This is a genomic window from Streptococcus sp. HMSC066F10, assembly GCF_001813805.1.
Taxonomy (GTDB): Bacteria; Bacillota; Bacilli; order Lactobacillales; family Streptococcaceae; genus Streptococcus; species Streptococcus vaginalis.
On record NZ_KV813991.1, the window covers coordinates 109657 to 129799 of the forward strand.

Annotated in this window: 17 protein-coding genes and 1 pseudogene; 16 read left to right on the plus strand and 2 right to left on the minus strand. The window is 38.0% G+C overall.

Annotated features, from left to right (window positions below; genetic code table 11):
• Positions 1 to 7 precede the first annotated feature (7 nt).
• From HMPREF2933_RS07695 to HMPREF2933_RS10010, 7 genes are all read left to right on the plus strand, one after another.
• The gene (locus HMPREF2933_RS07695) at positions 8 to 841 is read left to right on the plus strand and encodes a carbohydrate ABC transporter permease (RefSeq protein ID WP_024053102.1); all 834 of its coding nucleotides are present in this window, start codon (positions 8 to 10) and stop codon (positions 839 to 841) included.
• A gap of 211 nt (positions 842 to 1052) precedes the next feature.
• Positions 1053 to 2498: a sucrose phosphorylase gene (gtfA, locus tag HMPREF2933_RS07700; RefSeq protein ID WP_024053103.1), complete on the plus strand. Its 1446-nt coding sequence runs from the start codon at positions 1053 to 1055 to the stop codon at positions 2496 to 2498.
• Between the two features lie 273 nt (positions 2499 to 2771).
• A complete protein-coding gene (locus HMPREF2933_RS07705; RefSeq protein ID WP_024053104.1) occupies positions 2772 to 3950 on the plus strand; it encodes a galactokinase in 1179 nt (392 codons plus the stop codon).
• Positions 3951 to 4022: 72 nt separating this feature from the next.
• On the plus strand, positions 4023 to 5504 hold the full coding sequence (gene galT, locus HMPREF2933_RS07710; RefSeq protein ID WP_024053105.1) for a UDP-glucose--hexose-1-phosphate uridylyltransferase: 1482 nt from the start codon (positions 4023 to 4025) through the stop codon (positions 5502 to 5504).
• A gap of 230 nt (positions 5505 to 5734) precedes the next feature.
• The gene (locus tag HMPREF2933_RS07715) at positions 5735 to 5869 is read left to right on the plus strand and encodes a DUF4044 domain-containing protein (protein WP_003024272.1); all 135 of its coding nucleotides are present in this window, start codon (positions 5735 to 5737) and stop codon (positions 5867 to 5869) included.
• Between the two features lie 57 nt (positions 5870 to 5926).
• On the plus strand, positions 5927 to 7237 hold the full coding sequence (obgE, locus tag HMPREF2933_RS07720) for a GTPase ObgE (RefSeq protein ID WP_024053106.1): 1311 nt from the start codon (positions 5927 to 5929) through the stop codon (positions 7235 to 7237).
• A 14-nt stretch (positions 7238 to 7251) separates the two neighbouring features.
• Positions 7252 to 7413 carry a hypothetical protein gene (locus HMPREF2933_RS10010; RefSeq protein WP_003033070.1) on the plus strand — a complete coding sequence of 54 codons (162 nt, stop codon included), beginning with the start codon at positions 7252 to 7254 and terminating at the stop codon, positions 7411 to 7413.
• A gap of 32 nt (positions 7414 to 7445) precedes the next feature.
• On the opposite strand, the gene HMPREF2933_RS07725 is transcribed toward HMPREF2933_RS10010, so the two are convergent.
• Positions 7446 to 8396 (minus strand): polysaccharide deacetylase family protein, encoded by a 951-nt coding sequence (locus tag HMPREF2933_RS07725; RefSeq protein ID WP_024053107.1) that lies wholly within the window; start codon positions 8394 to 8396, stop codon positions 7446 to 7448.
• A gap of 178 nt (positions 8397 to 8574) precedes the next feature.
• On the opposite strand from HMPREF2933_RS07725, the gene HMPREF2933_RS07730 reads away from it, so the two are divergent.
• The 5 genes and pseudogenes from HMPREF2933_RS07730 to HMPREF2933_RS07750 all read left to right on the plus strand — a co-directional run bounded on the left by HMPREF2933_RS07730 (position 8575) and on the right by HMPREF2933_RS07750 (position 14202).
• A complete protein-coding gene (locus HMPREF2933_RS07730; RefSeq protein ID WP_024053108.1) occupies positions 8575 to 9861 on the plus strand; it encodes a homoserine dehydrogenase in 1287 nt (428 codons plus the stop codon).
• Position 9862: 1 nt separating this feature from the next.
• The gene (gene thrB / locus HMPREF2933_RS07735) at positions 9863 to 10729 is read left to right on the plus strand and encodes a homoserine kinase (RefSeq protein WP_024053109.1); all 867 of its coding nucleotides are present in this window, start codon (positions 9863 to 9865) and stop codon (positions 10727 to 10729) included.
• Between the two features lie 316 nt (positions 10730 to 11045).
• Positions 11046 to 12315: pseudogene (locus HMPREF2933_RS07740) on the plus strand (PTS sugar transporter subunit IIC).
• Entirely contained in the window at positions 12308 to 13150 is an 843-nt protein-coding gene (locus HMPREF2933_RS07745; protein ID WP_024053112.1) for an alpha/beta hydrolase, read from the plus strand. The pseudogene HMPREF2933_RS07740 and the gene HMPREF2933_RS07745 overlap by 8 nt, the downstream one beginning before the upstream one ends.
• Positions 13151 to 13413: 263 nt before the next feature.
• Complete coding sequence (locus HMPREF2933_RS07750) at positions 13414 to 14202, plus strand: aldo/keto reductase (protein ID WP_224784576.1); 789 nt, start codon at positions 13414 to 13416, stop codon at positions 14200 to 14202.
• 509 nt (positions 14203 to 14711) lie between these two features.
• On the opposite strand, the gene HMPREF2933_RS09795 is transcribed toward HMPREF2933_RS07750, so the two are convergent.
• The gene (locus tag HMPREF2933_RS09795; protein WP_024053115.1) at positions 14712 to 15503 is read right to left on the minus strand and encodes a LysR family transcriptional regulator; all 792 of its coding nucleotides are present in this window, start codon (positions 15501 to 15503) and stop codon (positions 14712 to 14714) included.
• 422 nt (positions 15504 to 15925) lie between these two features.
• On the opposite strand from HMPREF2933_RS09795, the gene HMPREF2933_RS07765 reads away from it, so the two are divergent.
• The 4 genes from HMPREF2933_RS07765 to HMPREF2933_RS07780 all read left to right on the plus strand — a co-directional run.
• Positions 15926 to 17164: an MFS transporter gene (locus HMPREF2933_RS07765; RefSeq protein ID WP_070241702.1), complete on the plus strand. Its 1239-nt coding sequence runs from the start codon at positions 15926 to 15928 to the stop codon at positions 17162 to 17164.
• Positions 17165 to 17350: 186 nt separating this feature from the next.
• On the plus strand, positions 17351 to 17473 hold the full coding sequence (locus tag HMPREF2933_RS10410) for a helix-turn-helix domain-containing protein (protein WP_003042193.1): 123 nt from the start codon (positions 17351 to 17353) through the stop codon (positions 17471 to 17473).
• Positions 17467 to 17673, plus strand: a complete 207-nt coding sequence (locus HMPREF2933_RS10415) for a type 2 periplasmic-binding domain-containing protein (RefSeq protein ID WP_024053117.1) — start codon at positions 17467 to 17469, stop codon at positions 17671 to 17673. The genes HMPREF2933_RS10410 and HMPREF2933_RS10415 overlap by 7 nt, the downstream gene beginning before the upstream one ends.
• A gap of 143 nt (positions 17674 to 17816) precedes the next feature.
• A partial coding sequence (locus tag HMPREF2933_RS07780) for a Cna B-type domain-containing protein (RefSeq protein WP_070672750.1) occupies positions 17817 to 20143 on the plus strand: 2327 nt, incomplete at its 3' end.

Genomic DNA, 20143 nt, shown 5'->3' on the forward strand with positions numbered 1-20143 from the left:
AAACCTGATGAAAAATGCAGAAAGAAAAGCTAATTTCAGTAAATATATCTTGCTAACACTGGGATCTATTATCATTTTAATTCCACTCTTAGCAACAATATTTAGTTCCTTTAAGTCTACCAAAGACATCGTTAATAATTTTTTCGGATTTCCGACTCAACCGACCTTAGAGAATTTTCAACGCCTTTTGGCTGATGGTATCGGAGGCTACTATTGGAATTCAATTGTAATCACGGTTGTATCTTTGGCTGTTGTCATGATTTTTATTCCCATGGCTGCTTACTCTATAGCACGTAATATGTCTAAGAGAAAAGCTTTTGGTATTATGTATACGCTCTTGATTTTAGGGATTTTCGTTCCTTTTCAAGTTATCATGATTCCTATTACAGTTATGATGAGTAAGCTAGGTCTAGCTAACACTTGGGGATTAATTATCCTCTATCTGGCTTACGCTGTTCCACAGACTCTCTTTCTCTATGTAGGTTACATTAAGATTTCCATTCCGGACAGTCTGGATGAGGCAGCAGAAATTGACGGTGCTGGAAAGTTTACAACTTATTTTAAGATTATTTTTCCTATGATGAAACCCATGCATGCGACAACCATGATTATCAATGCCCTCTGGTTCTGGAATGACTTCATGCTTCCTCTCTTGGTACTCAATAAAGACTCCAAGATGTGGACTCTGCCACTCTTCCAATATAACTACACAGGTCAATACTTTAATGATTATGGACCAAGCTTTGCTTCTTATGTTGTTGGGATTATCACCATAACTATCGTCTATCTCATCTTCCAGCGCAACATTATTGCTGGAATGAGCAACGGAGCAGTGAAGTAAGTTCAAGATACAAAGACTGTAAAAAGCTCACAATGTATACAAAGGCAACCACATCCGTAAACTACAGAATTAGTAACGGCTGTGGAAAATAGGGAATCTGAAAAAGAAGCTTCAGCATCTTGGAAGATTCATCTTTCGCACAGAGCTTAGGGCGTGTTCTATTCAGCGCACGGGAAAGAGTATATAAGACAAGATTTTAGAGGAGAAGACTATGGCTATTCAAAATAAGACCATGCTGATTACTTACTCAGACAGCTTGGGGGAGAATTTAAAAGATTTATATGACAATTTAGAAAAGCATTTTGGGGATGCGGTTGGAGGAGTGCATTTGCTTCCTTTCTTCCCATCAACTGGTGACCGGGGATTCGCCCCAGTAGACTATGAAGAGGTTGATTCAGCCTTTGGTGACTGGGAGGATGTAGAAAAGCTGGGCGAGAAATATTATCTCATGTTTGACTTTATGATTAACCACATTTCACGCCAGTCCAAGTATTATAAGGATTTTCAGGAAAAGAAGGATCAGAGTGAGTATCGTGACCTCTTTCTCAGCTGGGATAAGTTTTGGCCAGAAAATCGTCCGACGCAAGCTGATGTTGATTTGATTTATAAACGTAAGGATCGGGCGCCTAAGCAGGAAATCGTCTTTGCAGATGGAAGCACCGAGTATCTGTGGAACACCTTTGGTGAAGAGCAGATTGATCTAGATGTTCGCAGTCAGGTAACTAATGATTTCATCAAGAAAACATTGCGTCAACTATCAGAGCATGGCTGTGATCTGATTCGTTTAGATGCATTTGCCTATGCAGTCAAAAAGTTAGATACCAATGATTTCTTTGTTGAGCCAGAAATCTGGGATCTCTTAGAAAAAGTCCAGCAGCAAGCTGCTGAGTTTGGGACGGATATTTTACCAGAAATTCATGAGCATTATTCTATCCAGTTCAAGATTGCAGAGCATGGCTACTTTGTCTATGATTTTGCGCTGCCGATGGTAACTCTTTATTCTCTATACAGTGGTAAAGCTGAGCGTCTAGTCAAGTGGCTTGAGATGAGTCCTATGAAGCAATTCACAACACTGGATACTCATGATGGTATTGGGGTTGTTGATGTTAAGGATATTCTGACTGATAAAGAAATTGACTTTGCAACCAATGAACTATATAAGGTTGGGGCTAATGTCAAGCGTAAGTATTCCTCAGCTGAGTACAACAATCTGGACATTTACCAGATTAACTCGACTTACTACTCAGCCTTGGGCGATGACGACAAGAAGTACTTCATTAGTCGTCTGATTCAGGCTTTTGCTCCAGGAATTCCACAGGTCTATTATGTTGGTTTCTTAGCTGGGAAAAATGACCTTGAGCTGCTAGAAAACACTAAGGAAGGCCGCAATATCAACCGTCATTATTACAGTAATGAGGAGATTGCTGAAGAAGTCAAGCGTCCAGTTGTGCAAGCCTTGCTCAAACTTTTCAGTTACCGCAATCAGTCTGCTGCCTTTGACCTAGATGGCACTATTGAAGTGAATCTACTGGATGAAAATAGTCTCCGGATTGTCCGTAGCAATGCAGACCAGTCTGTGACAGCCCAAGTGGTCATCAATCTCAAGGACCTGACCTACAGTGCGACAGAAAACGGCCGGGCCGTCACCTTTGAATAGATATAAAAATAAACTTTCGAACTTCTAAAACTGTATCTTATAAACTAATTCAGCTGTAAGGTTTTCTTTGATATAGTTGGATTTAGTTTGACAGATGCATCATGTGGACAAGCTTTATATGATGAGTATAGAGAAATGAGGCAAGATTTTGACTCTCGGATATATTTTTTACAAAAAGTAAAATGGTGAGTAAAATTTTAGTAAAGTTATTGATTTTCATTCCTTAAAGGGATATAATAGAAGTAAATAAAACGATTACAAAAGGAGACTTTTATGTCAACGAGTCTTTCTATTCAACAATTACGTTCAGATTTTGCAACAGTTTTTGGAACAGAAGCAGATCATACATTCTTTTCACCGGGTCGCATTAACCTAATTGGTGAGCATACAGACTACAATGGTGGTCACGTTTTTCCTGCAGCTATTTCGCTAGGAACTTACGGAGTGGCGCGCAAGCGTGACGATAATTTACTTCGTTTTTACTCAGCAAATTTTGAAGACAAAGGGATTATTGAGGTGCCGCTAGAAGATCTTCGTTTTGAAAAAGAGCATAATTGGACGAATTATCCGAAAGGGGTGCTTCATTTCTTGCAAAAAGCAGGACATGTCATTGATAAAGGGATGGATGTCTATGTTTTTGGAAATATCCCAAATGGTTCAGGTCTCTCTTCATCGGCTTCTTTAGAGCTACTAACAGGAATAATTGCAGAGAGACTATTTGATTTAAAATTAGAGCGTTTAGATTTAGTAAAAATTGGTAAACAAACAGAAAATGAATTTATCGGTGTTAATTCTGGAATCATGGATCAGTTTGCCATTGGCATGGGAGCATATCAACGGGCAATTTACTTAGATACTAACACGCTCGAATACGAGTTGGTACCGCTTGATCTCAAAGACACTGTGGTTGTCATCATGAATACAAACAAGCGTCGTGAACTAGCAGACTCCAAGTACAATGAACGCCGTGCAGAGTGTGAAAAAGCAGTCGAGGAATTAAAGCAAAAACTCTCTATTGCAACCTTGGGTGAATTAAATGAGTTGGATTTTGATGAATACAGCTACTTAATTCAAGATGAAAATCGACTCAAACGTGCTCGTCACGCTGTATTGGAAAATCAACGGACACTTCAAGCTCAAGCTGCTTTGCAAGCTGGCAATCTGGAAAAATTCGGTCGCTTAATGAATGCGTCTCATGTCTCACTTGAACATGATTATGAAGTCACAGGATTAGAGTTAGATACCTTGGCTCATACTGCATGGGAGCAAGAAGGAGTGCTGGGCGCTCGCATGACAGGAGCAGGATTTGGCGGTTGTGCCATTGCTTTGGTTCGCAAAGATGCAGTGGAAGCTTTTCAAAAAAATGTTGGGCAAAAATATGAAGAAGTCGTAGGTTATGCACCGAGCTTCTATATTGCTGAAATCGCTGGTGGCAGCCGTGTGTTGGATTAAGCGAGCGTTTTACATAATAGTAATAAGGGCTGACGAGGATTTCAGCCCTTTCTATAAAAGAAAGGAAAATCAATGGCACGAAATTTACTGAATGCCTTTGTAACAGAGGTCATAGCAAATAGCTCTTTTACAGAAATCGACCGAATTTATTTGACAAATCGCGTCATGAGTCTGGTTGGAGAAGAAGCTGCAAAGCAAGAGACAGCAGCAACCAGCTTAATTGATCTCAAAGATGATTTACTAGAAGTTGCTTTAGCAGTTGGAAAAATCGGCTCAACTCTTGCAGAACAGGATATTCTTGGGGCAGAGTTGATGAATTTAGTCACGCCAGCACCTAGTCAGCTCAATCAGCAATTTTGGCAAACTTATGAACAAGATCCTGAACGAGCTATTGCTGATTTTTATGAGCTTAGTAAGCGCAATGATTATATCAAGGTCAAAGCCATTGCTAAGAATATTGCCTATCAAACACCGACTGAATATAGTGATTTGGAGATTACGATCAACCTTTCTAAACCAGAAAAAGATCCCAAGGAAATTGCAGCAGCTAAGAAAGCCAAGACGAGCCACTATCCAGCTTGCCAGCTTTGTTTTGAAAATGAAGGGTATCAAGGGCGACTAGATCATCCAGCGCGAGCGAATCATCGAATTATCCGCTTTGACTTAGCCGGACGAGAATGGGGCTTTCAGTATTCTCCCTATGCTTATTTTAATGAGCATTGTATCTTTTTAGATAGCAAACATACTCCTATGGCTATCAGCCGTGGTACTTTTGCGCGTCTTTTGGACATTGTAGAGACTTTTCCAGGTTATTTTGCAGGCTCCAATGCGGATCTTCCTATCGTAGGAGGCTCCATTCTCACTCACGACCATTATCAAGGTGGACGACATACTTTTCCTATGGAAAAGGCAGAGCTGGACAAAACTTTCATCTTTGCAGGTTTTGAAAATGTAGAAGCTGGTATTGTCAACTGGCCCATGTCGGTTTTAAGGTTGCAATCAACTGATAAATCCGCATTGGTAGATTTGGCGGATAAAATTTTACAGAAATGGCGCAGTTACTCCGATCCGACTGTTCAGATTTTAGCTGAGTCAAATGGTGAACTACATCATACGATTACTCCAATAGCACGTCAAAAAAATGGTAAGTTTGAGTTAGATTTGGTTCTTCGGGACAATCAAACGTCAAAAGAATATCCAGATGGTATTTATCATCCGCATAAAGATGTTCAACACATCAAGAAAGAAAATATCGGCTTGATTGAGGTCATGGGCTTGGCAATTCTCCCATCTCGTTTGAAAAATGAGTTAAAAGAAGTTGAAGAATTTCTTTTGGGGCAAATAAAAGAAGTGGCTCCTTATCATCAAGTGTGGGCTGAACAGTTAAAAGCTAGCCATTCAAATATAACGGCAGAATCAGCTCAATCAATTGTGCGTGCTTCGGTCGGTCAGATTTTCAAACGTGTCTTGGAAGATGCAGGTGTTTACAAGTACACAAAAGAAGGTCAAATCGCCTTTATGCGTTTTATTGAATCGATTGGTCTAGTGAAATAACCTATTAAAAAATTGCTATTTTCGGAGATGACTATCGAGACAGCTTGGAAATGGCATTCGACACATCCAAACGGTTACGCTGATTGACATTGAAATCCAGCAGGAAGCTTGTTGGATTTTTACTTTGTAGGGATTTTCAGTTGTAATCTTTTTATTTCAGCTATCATTTGAAAAACTATCTTCTTCATGTTACAATTAGAAGAGTAAATTAAATACATAGAGGTAATATCGTGGCTTTTGGTGATAATGGACAACGGAAAAAAACAGGATTTGAAAAATTGACTTTGATTGTAGTTGTTATCATGTTATTGGTAACGGTTGGAGCAATCTTTGCAAGTGCACTTGGTGCTTTGAGCAATTTCTAATCCTCAAACGCTTGAAAGAGCGTTTTTTTAGAGTGAAAAACGAGAGAAGAGAAAAATATGAGTATGTTTTTGGATACAGCTAAGATAAAAGTCAAGGCTGGCAATGGCGGTGATGGCATGGTAGCTTTCCGCCGTGAAAAGTATGTCCCAAATGGTGGACCTTGGGGCGGTGACGGTGGTCGTGGCGGCAATGTTGTTTTTGTCGTAGATGAAGGGCTTCGCACTTTGATGGATTTTCGCTACAATCGTCATTTTAAGGCTCAGTCTGGTGAAAAGGGAATGACCAAGGGAATGCACGGTCGTGGTGCAGAAGATTTGATTGTTCATGTACCACAAGGGACAACCGTTCGTGATGCTGAAACAGGGAAAATCCTGACAGACTTGATTGAAAATGAGCAAAAGTTCGTCGTAGCTCGTGGCGGTCGTGGCGGTCGTGGCAATATTCGCTTTGCGACGCCTAAAAATCCAGCACCAGAAATTTCTGAAAACGGTGAACCAGGTCAAGAACGTGAACTCCAGTTGGAATTGAAAATTTTGGCAGATGTCGGTTTAGTCGGATTTCCGTCTGTTGGGAAATCAACTCTTTTGAGTGTGATTACTTCTGCTAAGCCGAAAATTGGCGCTTATCATTTCACAACTATTGTACCTAATCTTGGAATGGTTCGGACGCAGTCCGGTGAATCCTTTGCTGTGGCAGACCTGCCTGGCTTGATTGAAGGAGCCAGCCAAGGTGTAGGACTTGGAACACAATTCCTTCGCCATATTGAGCGAACTCGTGTCATCTTGCATGTCATTGATATGTCAGCTAGTGAAGGACGTGATCCTTACGAAGATTATCTTGCTATCAATAAGGAATTGGAATCCTACAATCTTCGCTTAATGGAACGTCCACAGATTATTGTTGCTAATAAAATGGACATGTCTGAGAGTACAGAGAATCTAAAAGTCTTTAAAGAAAAATTAGTAGCAAATTATGATGAATTTGATGAACTGCCACAGATTTTTCCAATTTCAAGTTTGACGAAACAAGGCTTGTCAACGCTTTTGGATGCAACTGCAGAATTGCTTGATAAAACACCTGAATTTCTGCTTTATGATGAGTCCGAAATGGAAGAAGAAGCCTACTATGGCTTTGATGAAGATACTCCAGCATTTGAAATCTCACGCGATGATGACGCTGTCTGGGTTTTATCTGGTGATAAGTTGGAAAAACTCTTTACCATGACGAACTTTGACCGTGAGGAGGCTGTCATGAAATTTGCACGGCAACTACGTGGTATGGGGGTAGACGAAGCATTACGGTCGCGTGGTGCTAAAGATGGTGACTTGGTTCGTATCGGCAAATTTGAATTTGAATTTGTAGACTAAAAAGGAGCGATTTTATGGGTGATAAACCAATATCCTTTCGTGATAAAAATGGCAATTTCGTTTCTGCAGCTGACGTTTGGAATGAAGAAAAACTCGAAAAACTTTTTAACAAACTCAATCCGAACCGAAAATTTCGCTTGGAACGTGAGAAATTAGCACAAAAGAAAAAAGAATAGGACTTGCTCATTTTTGAGCCAAGTCCTATTCTTTAATTTGTAGCAATTTCATTTAATAAGTCTTGTGCAGTCGTTGTTGGATTGACACGGACACGGTTGAGGGTTAGAAGTCCGTCATTAAGAAAAGCTAGTCCATTGTTGGTTGTTAACCCCATTTTATAGCCGAGGCTTTCAGCAATCTGTGTCGTTGTTTCACTATAACGTCCAGAAGGATAAGCAACCGTCGTTGTGTTTTGTGACAGGTTGCTGTCTAGATATTGCTTAGAAGCTTGCAATTCTGTCGTTTGTGTTTCTGCACTTGAAAGGGATAAATCCGGATGATTAACGGTATGATCTTCAAAAGACATTCCCTTTTGCTTCATTTCCTTGATTTGCTCAAGCGTCAGCATATCCTCGCGCCCATTTTCGACAAAACCAGTAATGACATTATTGGTTGCCCGCATTTGGTATTTTTGAAGAAGTGGGAAAGCATTGGTGTAAAAATCTCTCAAACTATCATCAAAGGTCAACCAAACGACTTTTTTATTTTTCGGAAGGACATTTTCAGTCAAAACTTTATAGGCTTCCTTTGGCGTGAGAGTATAATAGCCAGCGTCTTTTAGAGCTTTCAAATGACTTTCAAACGTTTCAGGAGAGACAATCAAACCAGCATTTGCTGCTTCAGAAGGATCCATATTGTGAATCGCATGGTACATCAAAATAGGGAATTTAACAGGCTGATCTTGCTTTATCCATTTCACTTTGCTTACTTTTTCACTAGATCCAGATGTTTCTTCAGTAGTTGCTTGAGAAGTAGAAGATTTGCTCACTTTTGAAGTGGCAGTTCTGGTATGGTTATTAGCCAGATTTGTTCCAGAGCATTTCCACATAAATGTTCCTGCAATAACCAGAACAACCAATAAGATGAAGCTTATAATAGCACGCCGTTGTCTCCTCTTACGAATACGATTTCGTACAGAACGATTACCAGAATGTTTTCCCATTATGTGGAACTCCTTTTACTTTTAAATCACTATGTATATTTTACCATATTTCTGACTAACCGTTCACAATTTTTTAAAATAGATTTCTATTATTTTTATAAAAATCCTGAAGTCTGCTTACTAGAAAAAAACAAGTTTATTTGCTATAATAAAAAGCATAAAATCTCAAGGAGTAGTCATGTCTATTAAAATTGCTTTACTTGGTTTTGGGACAGTTGCTAGTGGTGTTCCATTTTTATTGAAAGAAAATAGTGAAAAGATTGTGCAAGCAGCTCATTCAGAAATTGAAATTGCGAAAGTATTGGTAAAAGATGATGCTGAAAAAGAACGCTTGTTAGCAGCAGGAAATCATTTTAATTTTGTCACGACGATTGATGAAATTGTAAATGATAATGAAGTAACGATTGTCGTTGAATTGATGGGGCGTATTGAACCTGCAAAAACTTTCATCACTCAAGCGTTAGAAGCAGGTAAGCATGTTATCACTGCAAATAAAGACTTGCTGGCAGTTCATGGCGCTGAGTTGCTTGAGATTGCTGCAAAACATAAGGTAGCTCTTTACTATGAAGCGGCAGTAGCGGGAGGAATTCCGATTTTACGCACGCTTGTTAATTCCCTAGCTTCTGATAAAATTACACGTATTCTTGGTGTGGTCAATGGGACATCCAACTTCATGATGACCAAAATGGTAGAAGAGGGCTGGTCTTATGAGGCGGCACTTGCTGAAGCACAACGACTTGGATTTGCAGAAAGTGACCCAACCAATGATGTGGATGGGATTGATGCTGCATATAAAATGGTTATTTTGAGTCAATTTGCCTTTGGAATGACGGTTAAATTTGAAGATGTCACCCACCAAGGCATTCGCAATATTACACCAGAAGATGTAGCAGTTGCGCAGCAATTAGGCTATGTTGTCAAATTAGTTGGTTTCATTGAAGAAACGGAATCGGGCCTCGCTGCAGAAGTCACACCGACCTTTTTACCAAAATCTCATCCTATTGCTAGTGTAAATGGCGTGATGAATGCAATCTTTGTAGACTCTATCGGTATTGGTGAGTCGATGTATTACGGTCCAGGTGCGGGACAAAAACCCACTGCAACAAGTGTTGTTGCAGATATTATTCGGATTGTTCGACGGATTAATGAAGGAACTGTTGGAAAAGCCTTTAATGAGTTTCAGCGTGAATTAGTTCTGGCTAAACCAGAAGATCGTAAGAGCCCGTATTACTTTTCGATATTAGCACCTGATGCGAAAGAACAAGTTTTACGCTTAGCAGAAATTTTTAATGCTGAAAATGTCTCCTTTAAGCAAATTCTGCAACAAGGAACAGACGGAAATACTGCACGTGTTGTGATTATTACCCATGCTGTCAACAAAACGCAGCTAGAAAATGTCACTCGAAAATTGCAGGCAACTTCTGATTTTAAATTATTGAACACCTTCAAAGTATTAGGAGACTAACATGAAAATTATTGTACCTGCAACGAGCGCAAATATTGGTCCGGGATTTGACTCGGTTGGTGTAGCTGTCAGTAAATATCTAACCATTGAAGTTTTGGGAGAAAGCGACCGTTGGCTAATTGAGCATGATTTGGAGCGGCGTATTCCTTCAAATGAACGGAATTTATTGATTAAAGTGGCGCGCAGAATTGCTCCAGCTATTCAACCTCATCATTTAAAAATGACAAGTGATATTCCTTTAGCGCGTGGTCTGGGTTCTTCTAGTTCCGTTATTGTTGCAGGAATTGAACTTGCAAATCAATTGGCAAATTTGCAGTTGTCAAATGCTGAAAAATTGAATTTTGCGACGAAAATTGAGGGACATCCAGATAATGTGGCACCTGCTATTTATGGTAATTTGACGATTTCTAGTTATTTAAACGAGAAAGTTTCAACTGTGGTGACGGAGTTTCCAGAAGTAAGCTTTATTGCCTATGTTCCAAATTATGAATTGCGTACTAAAGACAGCCGTGGGGTTCTTCCAAAAGGTTTATCTTATTGTGAAGCTGTCACTGCAAGCTCTGTAGCGAATGTGGCTATTGCCGCTTTAATGAAGGGCGATATGGTAACAGCGGGGCGTGCTATTGAGTCCGACCGTTTTCATGAGCATTTTCGCCAAGGTTTGATTAAGGAATTTCCAAAAATCAAGATGTTGGCAAAGAAAAACGGTGCGTATGCGACTTATCTATCAGGAGCAGGACCTACTGTGATGGTTCTAGCACCAAAAGACCAGTCGAATATGATAAAAGAGAAAATAGAAGAGCAACAATTTAAAGGACAAGTTTTTGACCTTCAGGTTGATTGCCGAGGCGTTCGAGTAGAAAAATGAGAAGAGAGTGAAGAGGGTGGAACAGAACTAATGAAACGAAAATTTAGTTCGTAATCCTACCTTGTGGCTCTTCCGAGCTTGAAAGGTGTTAATTGCTTGGAAAGCTCTATCTGCCACCTCAAGGCAGTACTTTGAACAATCAGTCGCTGCGTTGTTGATTTATTACATAGTATGCTTTTAGGTTGGGAATTTTTGTCCTAACCTCTTTTAATATTCTTACGAAAAATTCCCTCTTGTCTATTTATTCAAATGTATGCTATATGATGTTCAATAAATTAACCAGAAAAAGTCGTATAGATCAATACTTAATAAAAAAATGATTGCCTTTCGGCAAATGAGTTTCATTAAAATTACACAAGAAACATTGGTATCGCTCTTTCCGTTTTTTTGCTGACGACGATAACGATGGTTTTTTCTGAATCCATTTTTGGTATAAATGGCTATATCAACAATCTTTTTGCGATTCGGCATTGGTTTCCTCATTTTTCAACTATTAGCTTAGTTACGAAAAATTACACCTATCTGATAGGGGATTGGCAGGCCCTTTAGCGACTTATTTTAGCGCAAAATACACAGCTGGTTATTATGGTCGTAGTACGGGGACAGCTGGGATTACAGCCTTTATTTTTAGCTTATTAGTTAATTCGCGCGAATTATTTTCGGTGGTTTTAAATGACGGCGCTTTGACGAAAATCAATCTTCCTGTCAATATCAATCTAATTGTTGCGATATTGATTGGTTATGTGGTGGGACAAATTTTTCAATTTTCAAGTCCGAATGATGATCACATTGTAGATGAGCATTTTATTTATTACCCTAAAACGTTGTGTCCTATCTTTTGCTCGTTTGCTCTGGCTGTCTTGGTTAGTTTTCTCATTAATCTAGGCAATCGATACAATGTTTTTTCAACAATTATAACTTTTTTGTCAGGCTTAATTGTCAATCGAAATAATATCTTTGTCATTGAAATGAATACCGCCTTACGGACTTTTAGCGCTTGGATTGGAAATAGTAATCCATTTAATGACCTGCCATTTATCAATGACTCCTTTGCCTTGGATAATCTTAATTATGCTTTGAAACATCATACTACAACAGGGGTACCTTATCTCTTTTCAACGACCAATCTGTATGATGCCTATGGAACATTTGCGGGACTGGGCGGAGTTTTAGCCCTTCTCGTAGCTATTCTCTGGAAATCTCGGAGCGACAAAGACCGAGATGTGAGTTTGAAAAGTATTTTCCCTTCCCTTTTTAACCATGGTGTAGCCTTTATGGTTGGGATTCCTATATTTTTCAACTTTCTATTTTTAATCCCTTTTATCCTCGTACCAATGCTGAATGTCTTTGCAGCTAGTATTTTTCTATACTTTAGAATAATGCCTCCGGCTGTCTATCCAGTTCCTAGCGGAGCGCCAAGTGTACTTTATGCTTTTATTGGAACAGGTGGAAGTTTGCGAGCATTAGCAGTAGGAATTTTCATTTTTATTATCGATATTCTCACTTATATCCCTTTTGTGAGATTTAATGACCGGATTCATGAGGAACTCAGACAAATGGATCAGAAAGGAGGCGAACATGACTAAAAAGGTAAAAATAGTGTTACTAATTGTTCTAATTTTTTTGATAGGACTAGCAGTTCCCTCTTATAGTTGGACGAGAAAAAACATTGATCAAATTGCTAAATTTTATAATGCTCGGATGTCGCCAATCATTATGATACCAGGTAGTTCTGCTACGGAGAACCGCTTTGACGGCTTGGTCCAAAAGCTCAATCAAAGACGTCGCGGCGTGAAGCATAGCTTGCTCAAAGTTAAGGTCTGGAATGACGGACGAATTACATATAGCGGATCTATCGCAGCGAATGATAACGAGCCAATTATTGTAATTGGTTTTGAAAATAATAAAGATGGCTATAGTAACATCAAAAAACAAGCCAAAATGGTTGACGTTGCCTTTGAAAATCTCCAAGGAAAATACAATTTCAATAATTTTAAGGGCTTGGGTCACTCGAATGGTGGTTTAATTTACACAGCTTTTATTGAAAATTACCTCGACAGCTATGATGTGGAATTGAAGAAGTTGATGACAATCGGAACGCCTTATAACTTTACTGAAACCAATATCAACAATAAAACTGAGATGTTAGCTGATTTCATTAAAAATCGTGAAAATATTCCGACCACTTTAGCTATGTATTCTGTTGCAGGAACCATTACTTATGATTCAGACGAATTGGTACCAGATACGAGCGTGAGTGCAGGGAAATATATTTATCAAGGACAAGCAGCTCACTATACAGAAACTACTGTCACAGGAGAAGATGCACAACACTCTGACTTGCCAACAAATGATGAGGTTGTCTCCTTAGTCCAAGAGCGCCTTGTAGATAGACAAAACCAGCGAAATCAAAGAAATTGAGAAGGAGTAGGACAGACGACTAGGGGTGTTGACACAATCTTGTTCGTCTATCTTAGTCTCCTTTTTTGTATTGTTATAAATTTTGAATTAAGTGATGATTTGCTATTCATTTTTTGCATACTGCTCTGCAATTTTGCTATTGTACTTTTTCTGAAAAGAGCGTTATACTTATAATAAAAATTGTGAAAAGAGGAAATTACATGCAAAATATAACCTTAAACAACGGTGTAGAAATTCCAATTTTAGGTTTTGGAGTGTACTAAATTGCTCCCAAAGATACCAAGAGTGCTGTGCTAAATGCTATCAAGGCAGGTTATCGTCATTTTGATATTGCTCAAGCCTATGCCAATGAAAAGGAAGTAGGCGAGGCGATTCGAGAGTCTGGGATTGACCGCAAAGAGTTTTTCATCACTAGTAAAGTCTGGCTATCCAACTATAGCTGCGACAAGGCTTATGCCTCGGTTTTAGAATCTCTTGACAGAATGGAGTTAGATTATCTGGATCTTATGTTGCTCCACCAACCTTTTGGTGACTATTATGGTGCCTACCGTGCTTTGGAAAAACTTTACAAAGAAGGAAAACTTCGAGCGATTGGTGTGTCTAACTTTTATCCAGATTGTCTCAGCGACATTGTAGCTTTCAATGAGATTACACCACAAGTCAATCAAGTGGAAACTCACCCACTAAATCAACAGATATTCGCACAAGAAAATATGATAAAAAATAAGGTGCAAATTGAATCTTGGGCTACTTTTTCAGAAGGTCGTGGTGACATTTTCAACAATCCAATTCTCAAAAGTATTGCTGATAAACATGGTAAATCCACTGCACAAGTCATCATGGTTCGCTGGCAAGTTCAACGGGGAATTGTTTGCTTGACTAAGTCTTCACGTTTTGAGCGAATGAAGGAAAATATTGATGTTTTTGATTTTGAACTCAGTGCAGAAGATATGACAAAGATTGCAAGTATGGACACCCAAACCAGCCTTTTCTTTAATCATCAAGAAGCCAGCACAGTAGATCTCTTTTTAGGATTTCTGGGGAGAAAATGAGAACAGGATTTTCGTTTGATTTCAGAAAATAACTATGTTACTTTTTATTCAGATAATATTTTAATAACAATTGGGTATAATTACTTGATTTTCGTTTGAAAAAGATTATTATATATGTAAGTAATCGGATGTAAAGAATGCTTTATTATAATTTTTGAAAGGTTATCTAATGTTAACTCCAAAATTTATTCTATTTGTTCTTGCTAGCTATTTTATCTTACCAATTATTGCATTGTTATTTCCAAACAAATATGTTAAATTAATCGTATTTGTGATATTTCTATTAGAAAATATTTTGGTGATAGGTCTGTATATAAAGGGCAAGTATTTTAACTAATCATCTTATTTTACAATACAATAGTAACAATAGTACCAAGAAAAAGCCTAACTTTTTATTTTGATTGAGTTGGGCTTTTTCATCTTATTCAGTTTTAATATTAGAACGATATTGAGTTGATTAATAATCTTATTTTATAGTGAATATATCTTGTTTTTTTCATGAGCATGGACTATTTAGTTTTCACCAACTCCTGTAAAATAGCTTTGTTCTTCTTCAAAACGGAAATGTAGAAAGTCTTGGTAGCTTCTTTGTCCGAGATAGGAATCTGGATACGTTGGCTATTTACAGTGGATTCTTCAGTGTTTTGTTGAGTAATATTGGTAGAAAAAGTTGGTAATGCAGAAGCATTTACTAAATCAACAAAGGCTGCCCGATCTTTTTGAACAATAAACTTTGTTTGCGTCAGTTGATTGACTAATGGCTGCCAAATGCCTAGATCCGAGCGCAGCAGCATAGTCAAATTAGCCAATTCTGCAAGCTTTATCTCTTTTCGTGTGGCATACGGGTGAGTCAAGGGAACGGATAAGTAAAGTTGCTCCATGAAAAGATCCATGGAAAGAATATGCTCTTTTTTGATAGGATAGTCTGTTACAATGAAGTGAACGTTTTCATCGTCCAGAGCTTTCTCCAATTCGTCATTCGTCTTTTGCTCAATTTGAATGTGTTGCTCCAAGCTCTTTTCTTTTATACGACTTTCCAGTTCAAAGATGGCTCCCGGTGCATTAACACCACCAAAAATAATACTTTCTTTTAATGCAAAATGTTGTACATCATCGAGAAATTTTTGTTTTTGTTTCAGGAATTTTTGGGTTAGTTTAACTGTTTGATGACCGGTTTCCGTGAAACTTAATTTATTTTTTCTTCGCTCAAAAAGAATAACTCCCAATTCATCTTCAAGCATTTGCATATTTCGAGTTAAGGATGGCTGAGAGATGAGTAGGACGTCGGCTGCTTTAGACAAGGTTCCCTCCTATGATAAAACAATGAGTTGCTCCAAGTGTTGTAAATTCAGCATGATGTCTCCTTTTTGAACAATGAGTTGGACAGCTTTGACTATAGGTAAAATGAATACTAGTATCATCTATCGTTATTGTACAATTTTTTATTTATCTTGTAAAATGAGAGTAGAGAGCAGTACAAGTCGTTCAAAACTATTTTTTAAAAGCTCTTGACAAATCTATTTATCTATCTTATACTTAATACAATTAAATACAACTTTAATCATGTCCTGTGAGGCATAAAAGTAATCGTTAAAATGGATTAGTGCGCTAATCTACTATTTTGCTGTAAACTTTTGGCTCAGGATTTCCTGAGCTTTTTGATTTTTAAGGCTGTATTCAATTAATAAATGTAGTCTGTGAGCTACGATTAAGGAGAATGTGCATGTCTTTAGACAAAAATAATAAGCGAGCATTAGTTGCTGCAATTGTTGCATCAGGAACAGACGACTTAAATGTCATGTTCTTAGCTTTTTCGATGTCGTCTATCATTTCAGAATTGGGCGTTACAGGAGCCCAAGGGGGCTGGATTGCAACGATTACCAATCTAGGAATGTTGGTTGGTGGTTTGCTCTTTGGCATACTGGCTGACCGTTATCACAAGTTCAAAGTCTTTAAATGGACGATTGTTATTTTTTCATTGGCGACAGGACTGATTTACTTTACACAAAATATTTATTATCTCTATCTCATGCGTTTCATTGCTGGGATAGGTGTTGGCGGAGAGTATGGAGTTGCCATTGCGATCATGGCAGGAATTGTTCCTGTTGGAAAAATGGGACGCATTTCATCTCTGAATGGAATTGCAGGTCAGATTGGTTCTATCACTTCAGCACTTTTAGCAGGTTGGTTAGCGCCGGCACTTGGCTGGAAAGGCCTTTTCCTCTTTGGACTTGCGCCTATTGCTTTGGTTTTGTGGATGATGCTAGCGATTGACGATGATCATATCCGAGATAATGGGAATGTGAAATTAAAAGCAGAAGGCCGCCAGTCTGTTAAAATGAGTGAATTGTTTAAAACACCAGCTCTAACAGCTCAGACGGTAGCACTGATGGTCATGACGACGGTACAAATTGCTGGGTATTTTGGGATGATGAACTGGCTTCCGACCATTATCCAAACAAGCCTGCATATTTCTGTAAAAGATTCCTCACTTTGGATGGTCTCAACGATTTTGGGAATGTGTCTGGGAATGCTCACTTTCGGTCAAATCCTTGATAAATGGGGACCAAGATTTGTTTATTCAATCTTTCTTTTAGCTTCTTCTATGTGTGTTTACCTCTTCCAATTTGCCAATTCAATGCCGGCCATGATTATCGGCGGTGCGATTGTCGGTTTCTTTGTAAATGGAATGTTTGCGGGCTATGGCGCGATGATTACGAGATTGTATCCAGCTCATATTCGCTCCACGGCTAATAATGTCATCTTAAATGTCGGACGAGCAATTGGAGGCTTTTCATCTGTGATTATTGGGAAAATTTTAGATGTTTCAAGTGTCTCAATGGTTATGATTTTCCTAGCAAGTCTTTATTTGATTAGCTTTGCTGCCTTGTGGACGATTAGGAACTTAAAAGCAGAACGTTACACACAATTAGGAGAAGAATTAGTCGTAAAAGAAGCGTAATATACCAAGTTTTAATGAAAGTCTGTTCATTTGAATGACAGGCTTTTTGCATTTCATGATATAATGAAATCAGGCAAGTATAGGAGGAAATGGGATGAATTTTAAACAGCTGTCGTATTTTCAGGATATTGTTCGTACAGGAGTTTTACAGAAGCAGCAGAAGAAAATTTTATTTCGCAATCGGTCATGTCCCAACAGATGAAGTCGCTGGAAGAGGAGCTTGGGGTGATCCTTTTTGAACGCAAAAATCGCGGATTTCATTTAACGAGAGCTGAGAAATTTTTTATCAAAAAAGTCAACGGTTGCTAGAAGATTATAATGGCTTGGTAGCTGATACACAAGTTTTGACAGGAACACAGCCAGTTTCCATGCGGATAGGTCTATTGTGGGGAATGACAGAAAGCGTACTGCCCCAGATTTTAGCTGAATTCAAAGAGCGTTTTCCAAGTGTTCAGTTGGAGATCATGGTAGGAAGTCATGAAGAGATTGGCACGGAGATGGATGTTTAAGTCTATTAGATTATTTTGCGAAATATTAAAAAGTTTGTATTGTATTAATGACATATGGGGCTTGTAATAAAGTGATTTATGTCATATAATATATTCGTATAATTACATTAAATAAGTTGATATGTAATGGAAAAGAGGCAATTATGGTTAAAAGAAACAGAAAAATGGAATTCCTTTTATCTATCATGTTGGTGTCACTGCTATTTTTAGGGCATCTGGTTTCAGGATATACAACATTTGCGGATAATCAAGGCGAAAACAATTCTGAGGATAATGAATACAGTCTTAATCTCAGATTGTTTCGTCCTGATTTTTCCGATTTTGATAGCATATTTGCAACATACACAAATTATTGGTTGAATGACCCTGAACAAAAGGTTTTTGACCGAGATGAATGGGCATTAAAAGATTTTCTTGTTGAGCATGAGCTTCATATAGAGGGAGAAGCAAATACAGTTGTAAAAAATATGACATATACGGCAGAGAGCTACAACTGGGATGGAAATATATCCTTTGAAGATATAAAGATTCCATACAACAAGGTAGAAGTAGAATATTATAATAAAGATGACGGAAATCCGGTGGAGCCATATCTACTTCATTATGATTTATATCTTAAAAAAGCCGATGGAAAAATGATTCTGAAAATTCCAAGACTTGCACCAAAGGCAACATATACAGGTTCAATCGAAGATGCAAAATTGATTACTGTAAAAGAAATTAAAATTGGCGAAGCTGATCCTGAAAGGAACAATGTATATTTAGATGGTGTTTCAGGCGATGATAGCTTAGACGGGAAATTGGGCAGAGCTGTCAAATCTTTTGCTCGGGCAAAGGAAATAGCTACTAACAATCAGAAAATAAAGAGAATTATCGTAGTTGGAACAACATCTATTGCGGGGGATATATCTCTAGCTGGAACAAATGCAAAAATACTAAGAGGAAAAGACTTCAACAAATATTTGTTTAAGGTGGGAGCTGGTAAAAAGGCAACCTTAACTGATATAACAATTGATGGAAATTCTGACGAAAATATTGGTATCGAAAATTCCCTTGTAAGCCTTGAGGATAAATCAGAGCTGAATATTGGTAACAATGCTATATTAAGAAATAACAAAATAAAGGACATTCAGAATACTGCAACACGAGGTGGCGCAGTTAATGCTTCAAGTGCAACCATAAATATGACTGGTGGAAGCGTTGAAAACAATCAAGCAACATATGGTGGAGGAATTTATTTATATAGGTCCATAATGAATTTTTCCGGTGGAACTGTTCAAAATAATAAATCGAATTTAGTCATAGACTATGATTATGGTGAACAAAAATATTCGGCAGGTGGTGGAATACTTGCAAATGAGGGATCTACTATAAATATGTCCGCTGACGCAAAGGTATTAAATAATTATGCGAACGAAATTGGTGGTGGAATAAGTTTGGGTTCAAATCAATGGGGAGCTTCAAATATCTTAAAAATGAGTGGTGGAACAATTGATGGTAATACAGCAGGTTCAGCTGGTGGTGGAATTTTTGTTCAAGCAAAGTATTATAGTGGGGGTGCTTCCAAGGCTTATATTGCTGGAGGAAGAATTACCAATAACCAAATGGATGCCAGTGGAGTTACCGACAAAATGTTCGGCGGTGGTGGAATTTATGTAAATGGTGCGAATAATAATTATAATGTTCAAGGCGCTAACGGTGAGCTTTATTTAACTAATGTAGTAATTACTGACAATGAATCCAAATATGAGGGAGCGGGATATGCTTCTTGTCCAATATCAAAAACTAAAATTTATGTGACAAATGGTGCTGCTATATATGGAAATAAGACTGAATCAAATGTTAATGAAATTTATATTTTATGTAATAAGTATCTAGGGCTTCATGGGGGTGATCCAGAATATGATATTTCCAAAAGGATGTTAGGAGGAGTAGCATACAATTGGAAAAATAAGGACAATTCTCCTTTAGCTGAAAGTAAGCATAAAGGTATTCTAAGTAAGAATAATGAATATATAGCTTTACACACAGATGAAAAAGGTAATGAATTAACTTCAAATCTCGAAAAAGTATTAATTAGTGGCAACAAATCAAATACCCGAGGTGGAGGTATTGGTAGCAATGGTACTGTTACTATAGGTACAGAAGGAACGACAAGTGTGTCGGTAGAAAAGAAATGGATAGATGATAATAACGTTAATCAAAAGCACCCAGAATCAGTTACGGTTAAATTAATTGCCAATATCGAAAATAAAGAATATGAAATTGAAAACAGACAATTAAGTGAAAAAAACAATTGGAAAACGACTTTTACTGATTTACCTACTAAAGCGGGTGAAAAAGATATAACTTACTCTATAAAGGAAGTTAAAGTAGATGGGTATACTGGGAAAATCACAGGAACAGCTAAAGATGGATTTATAGTTACTAACACTAGAATACCCGAAAAGACAAGTATACAGGTAACAAA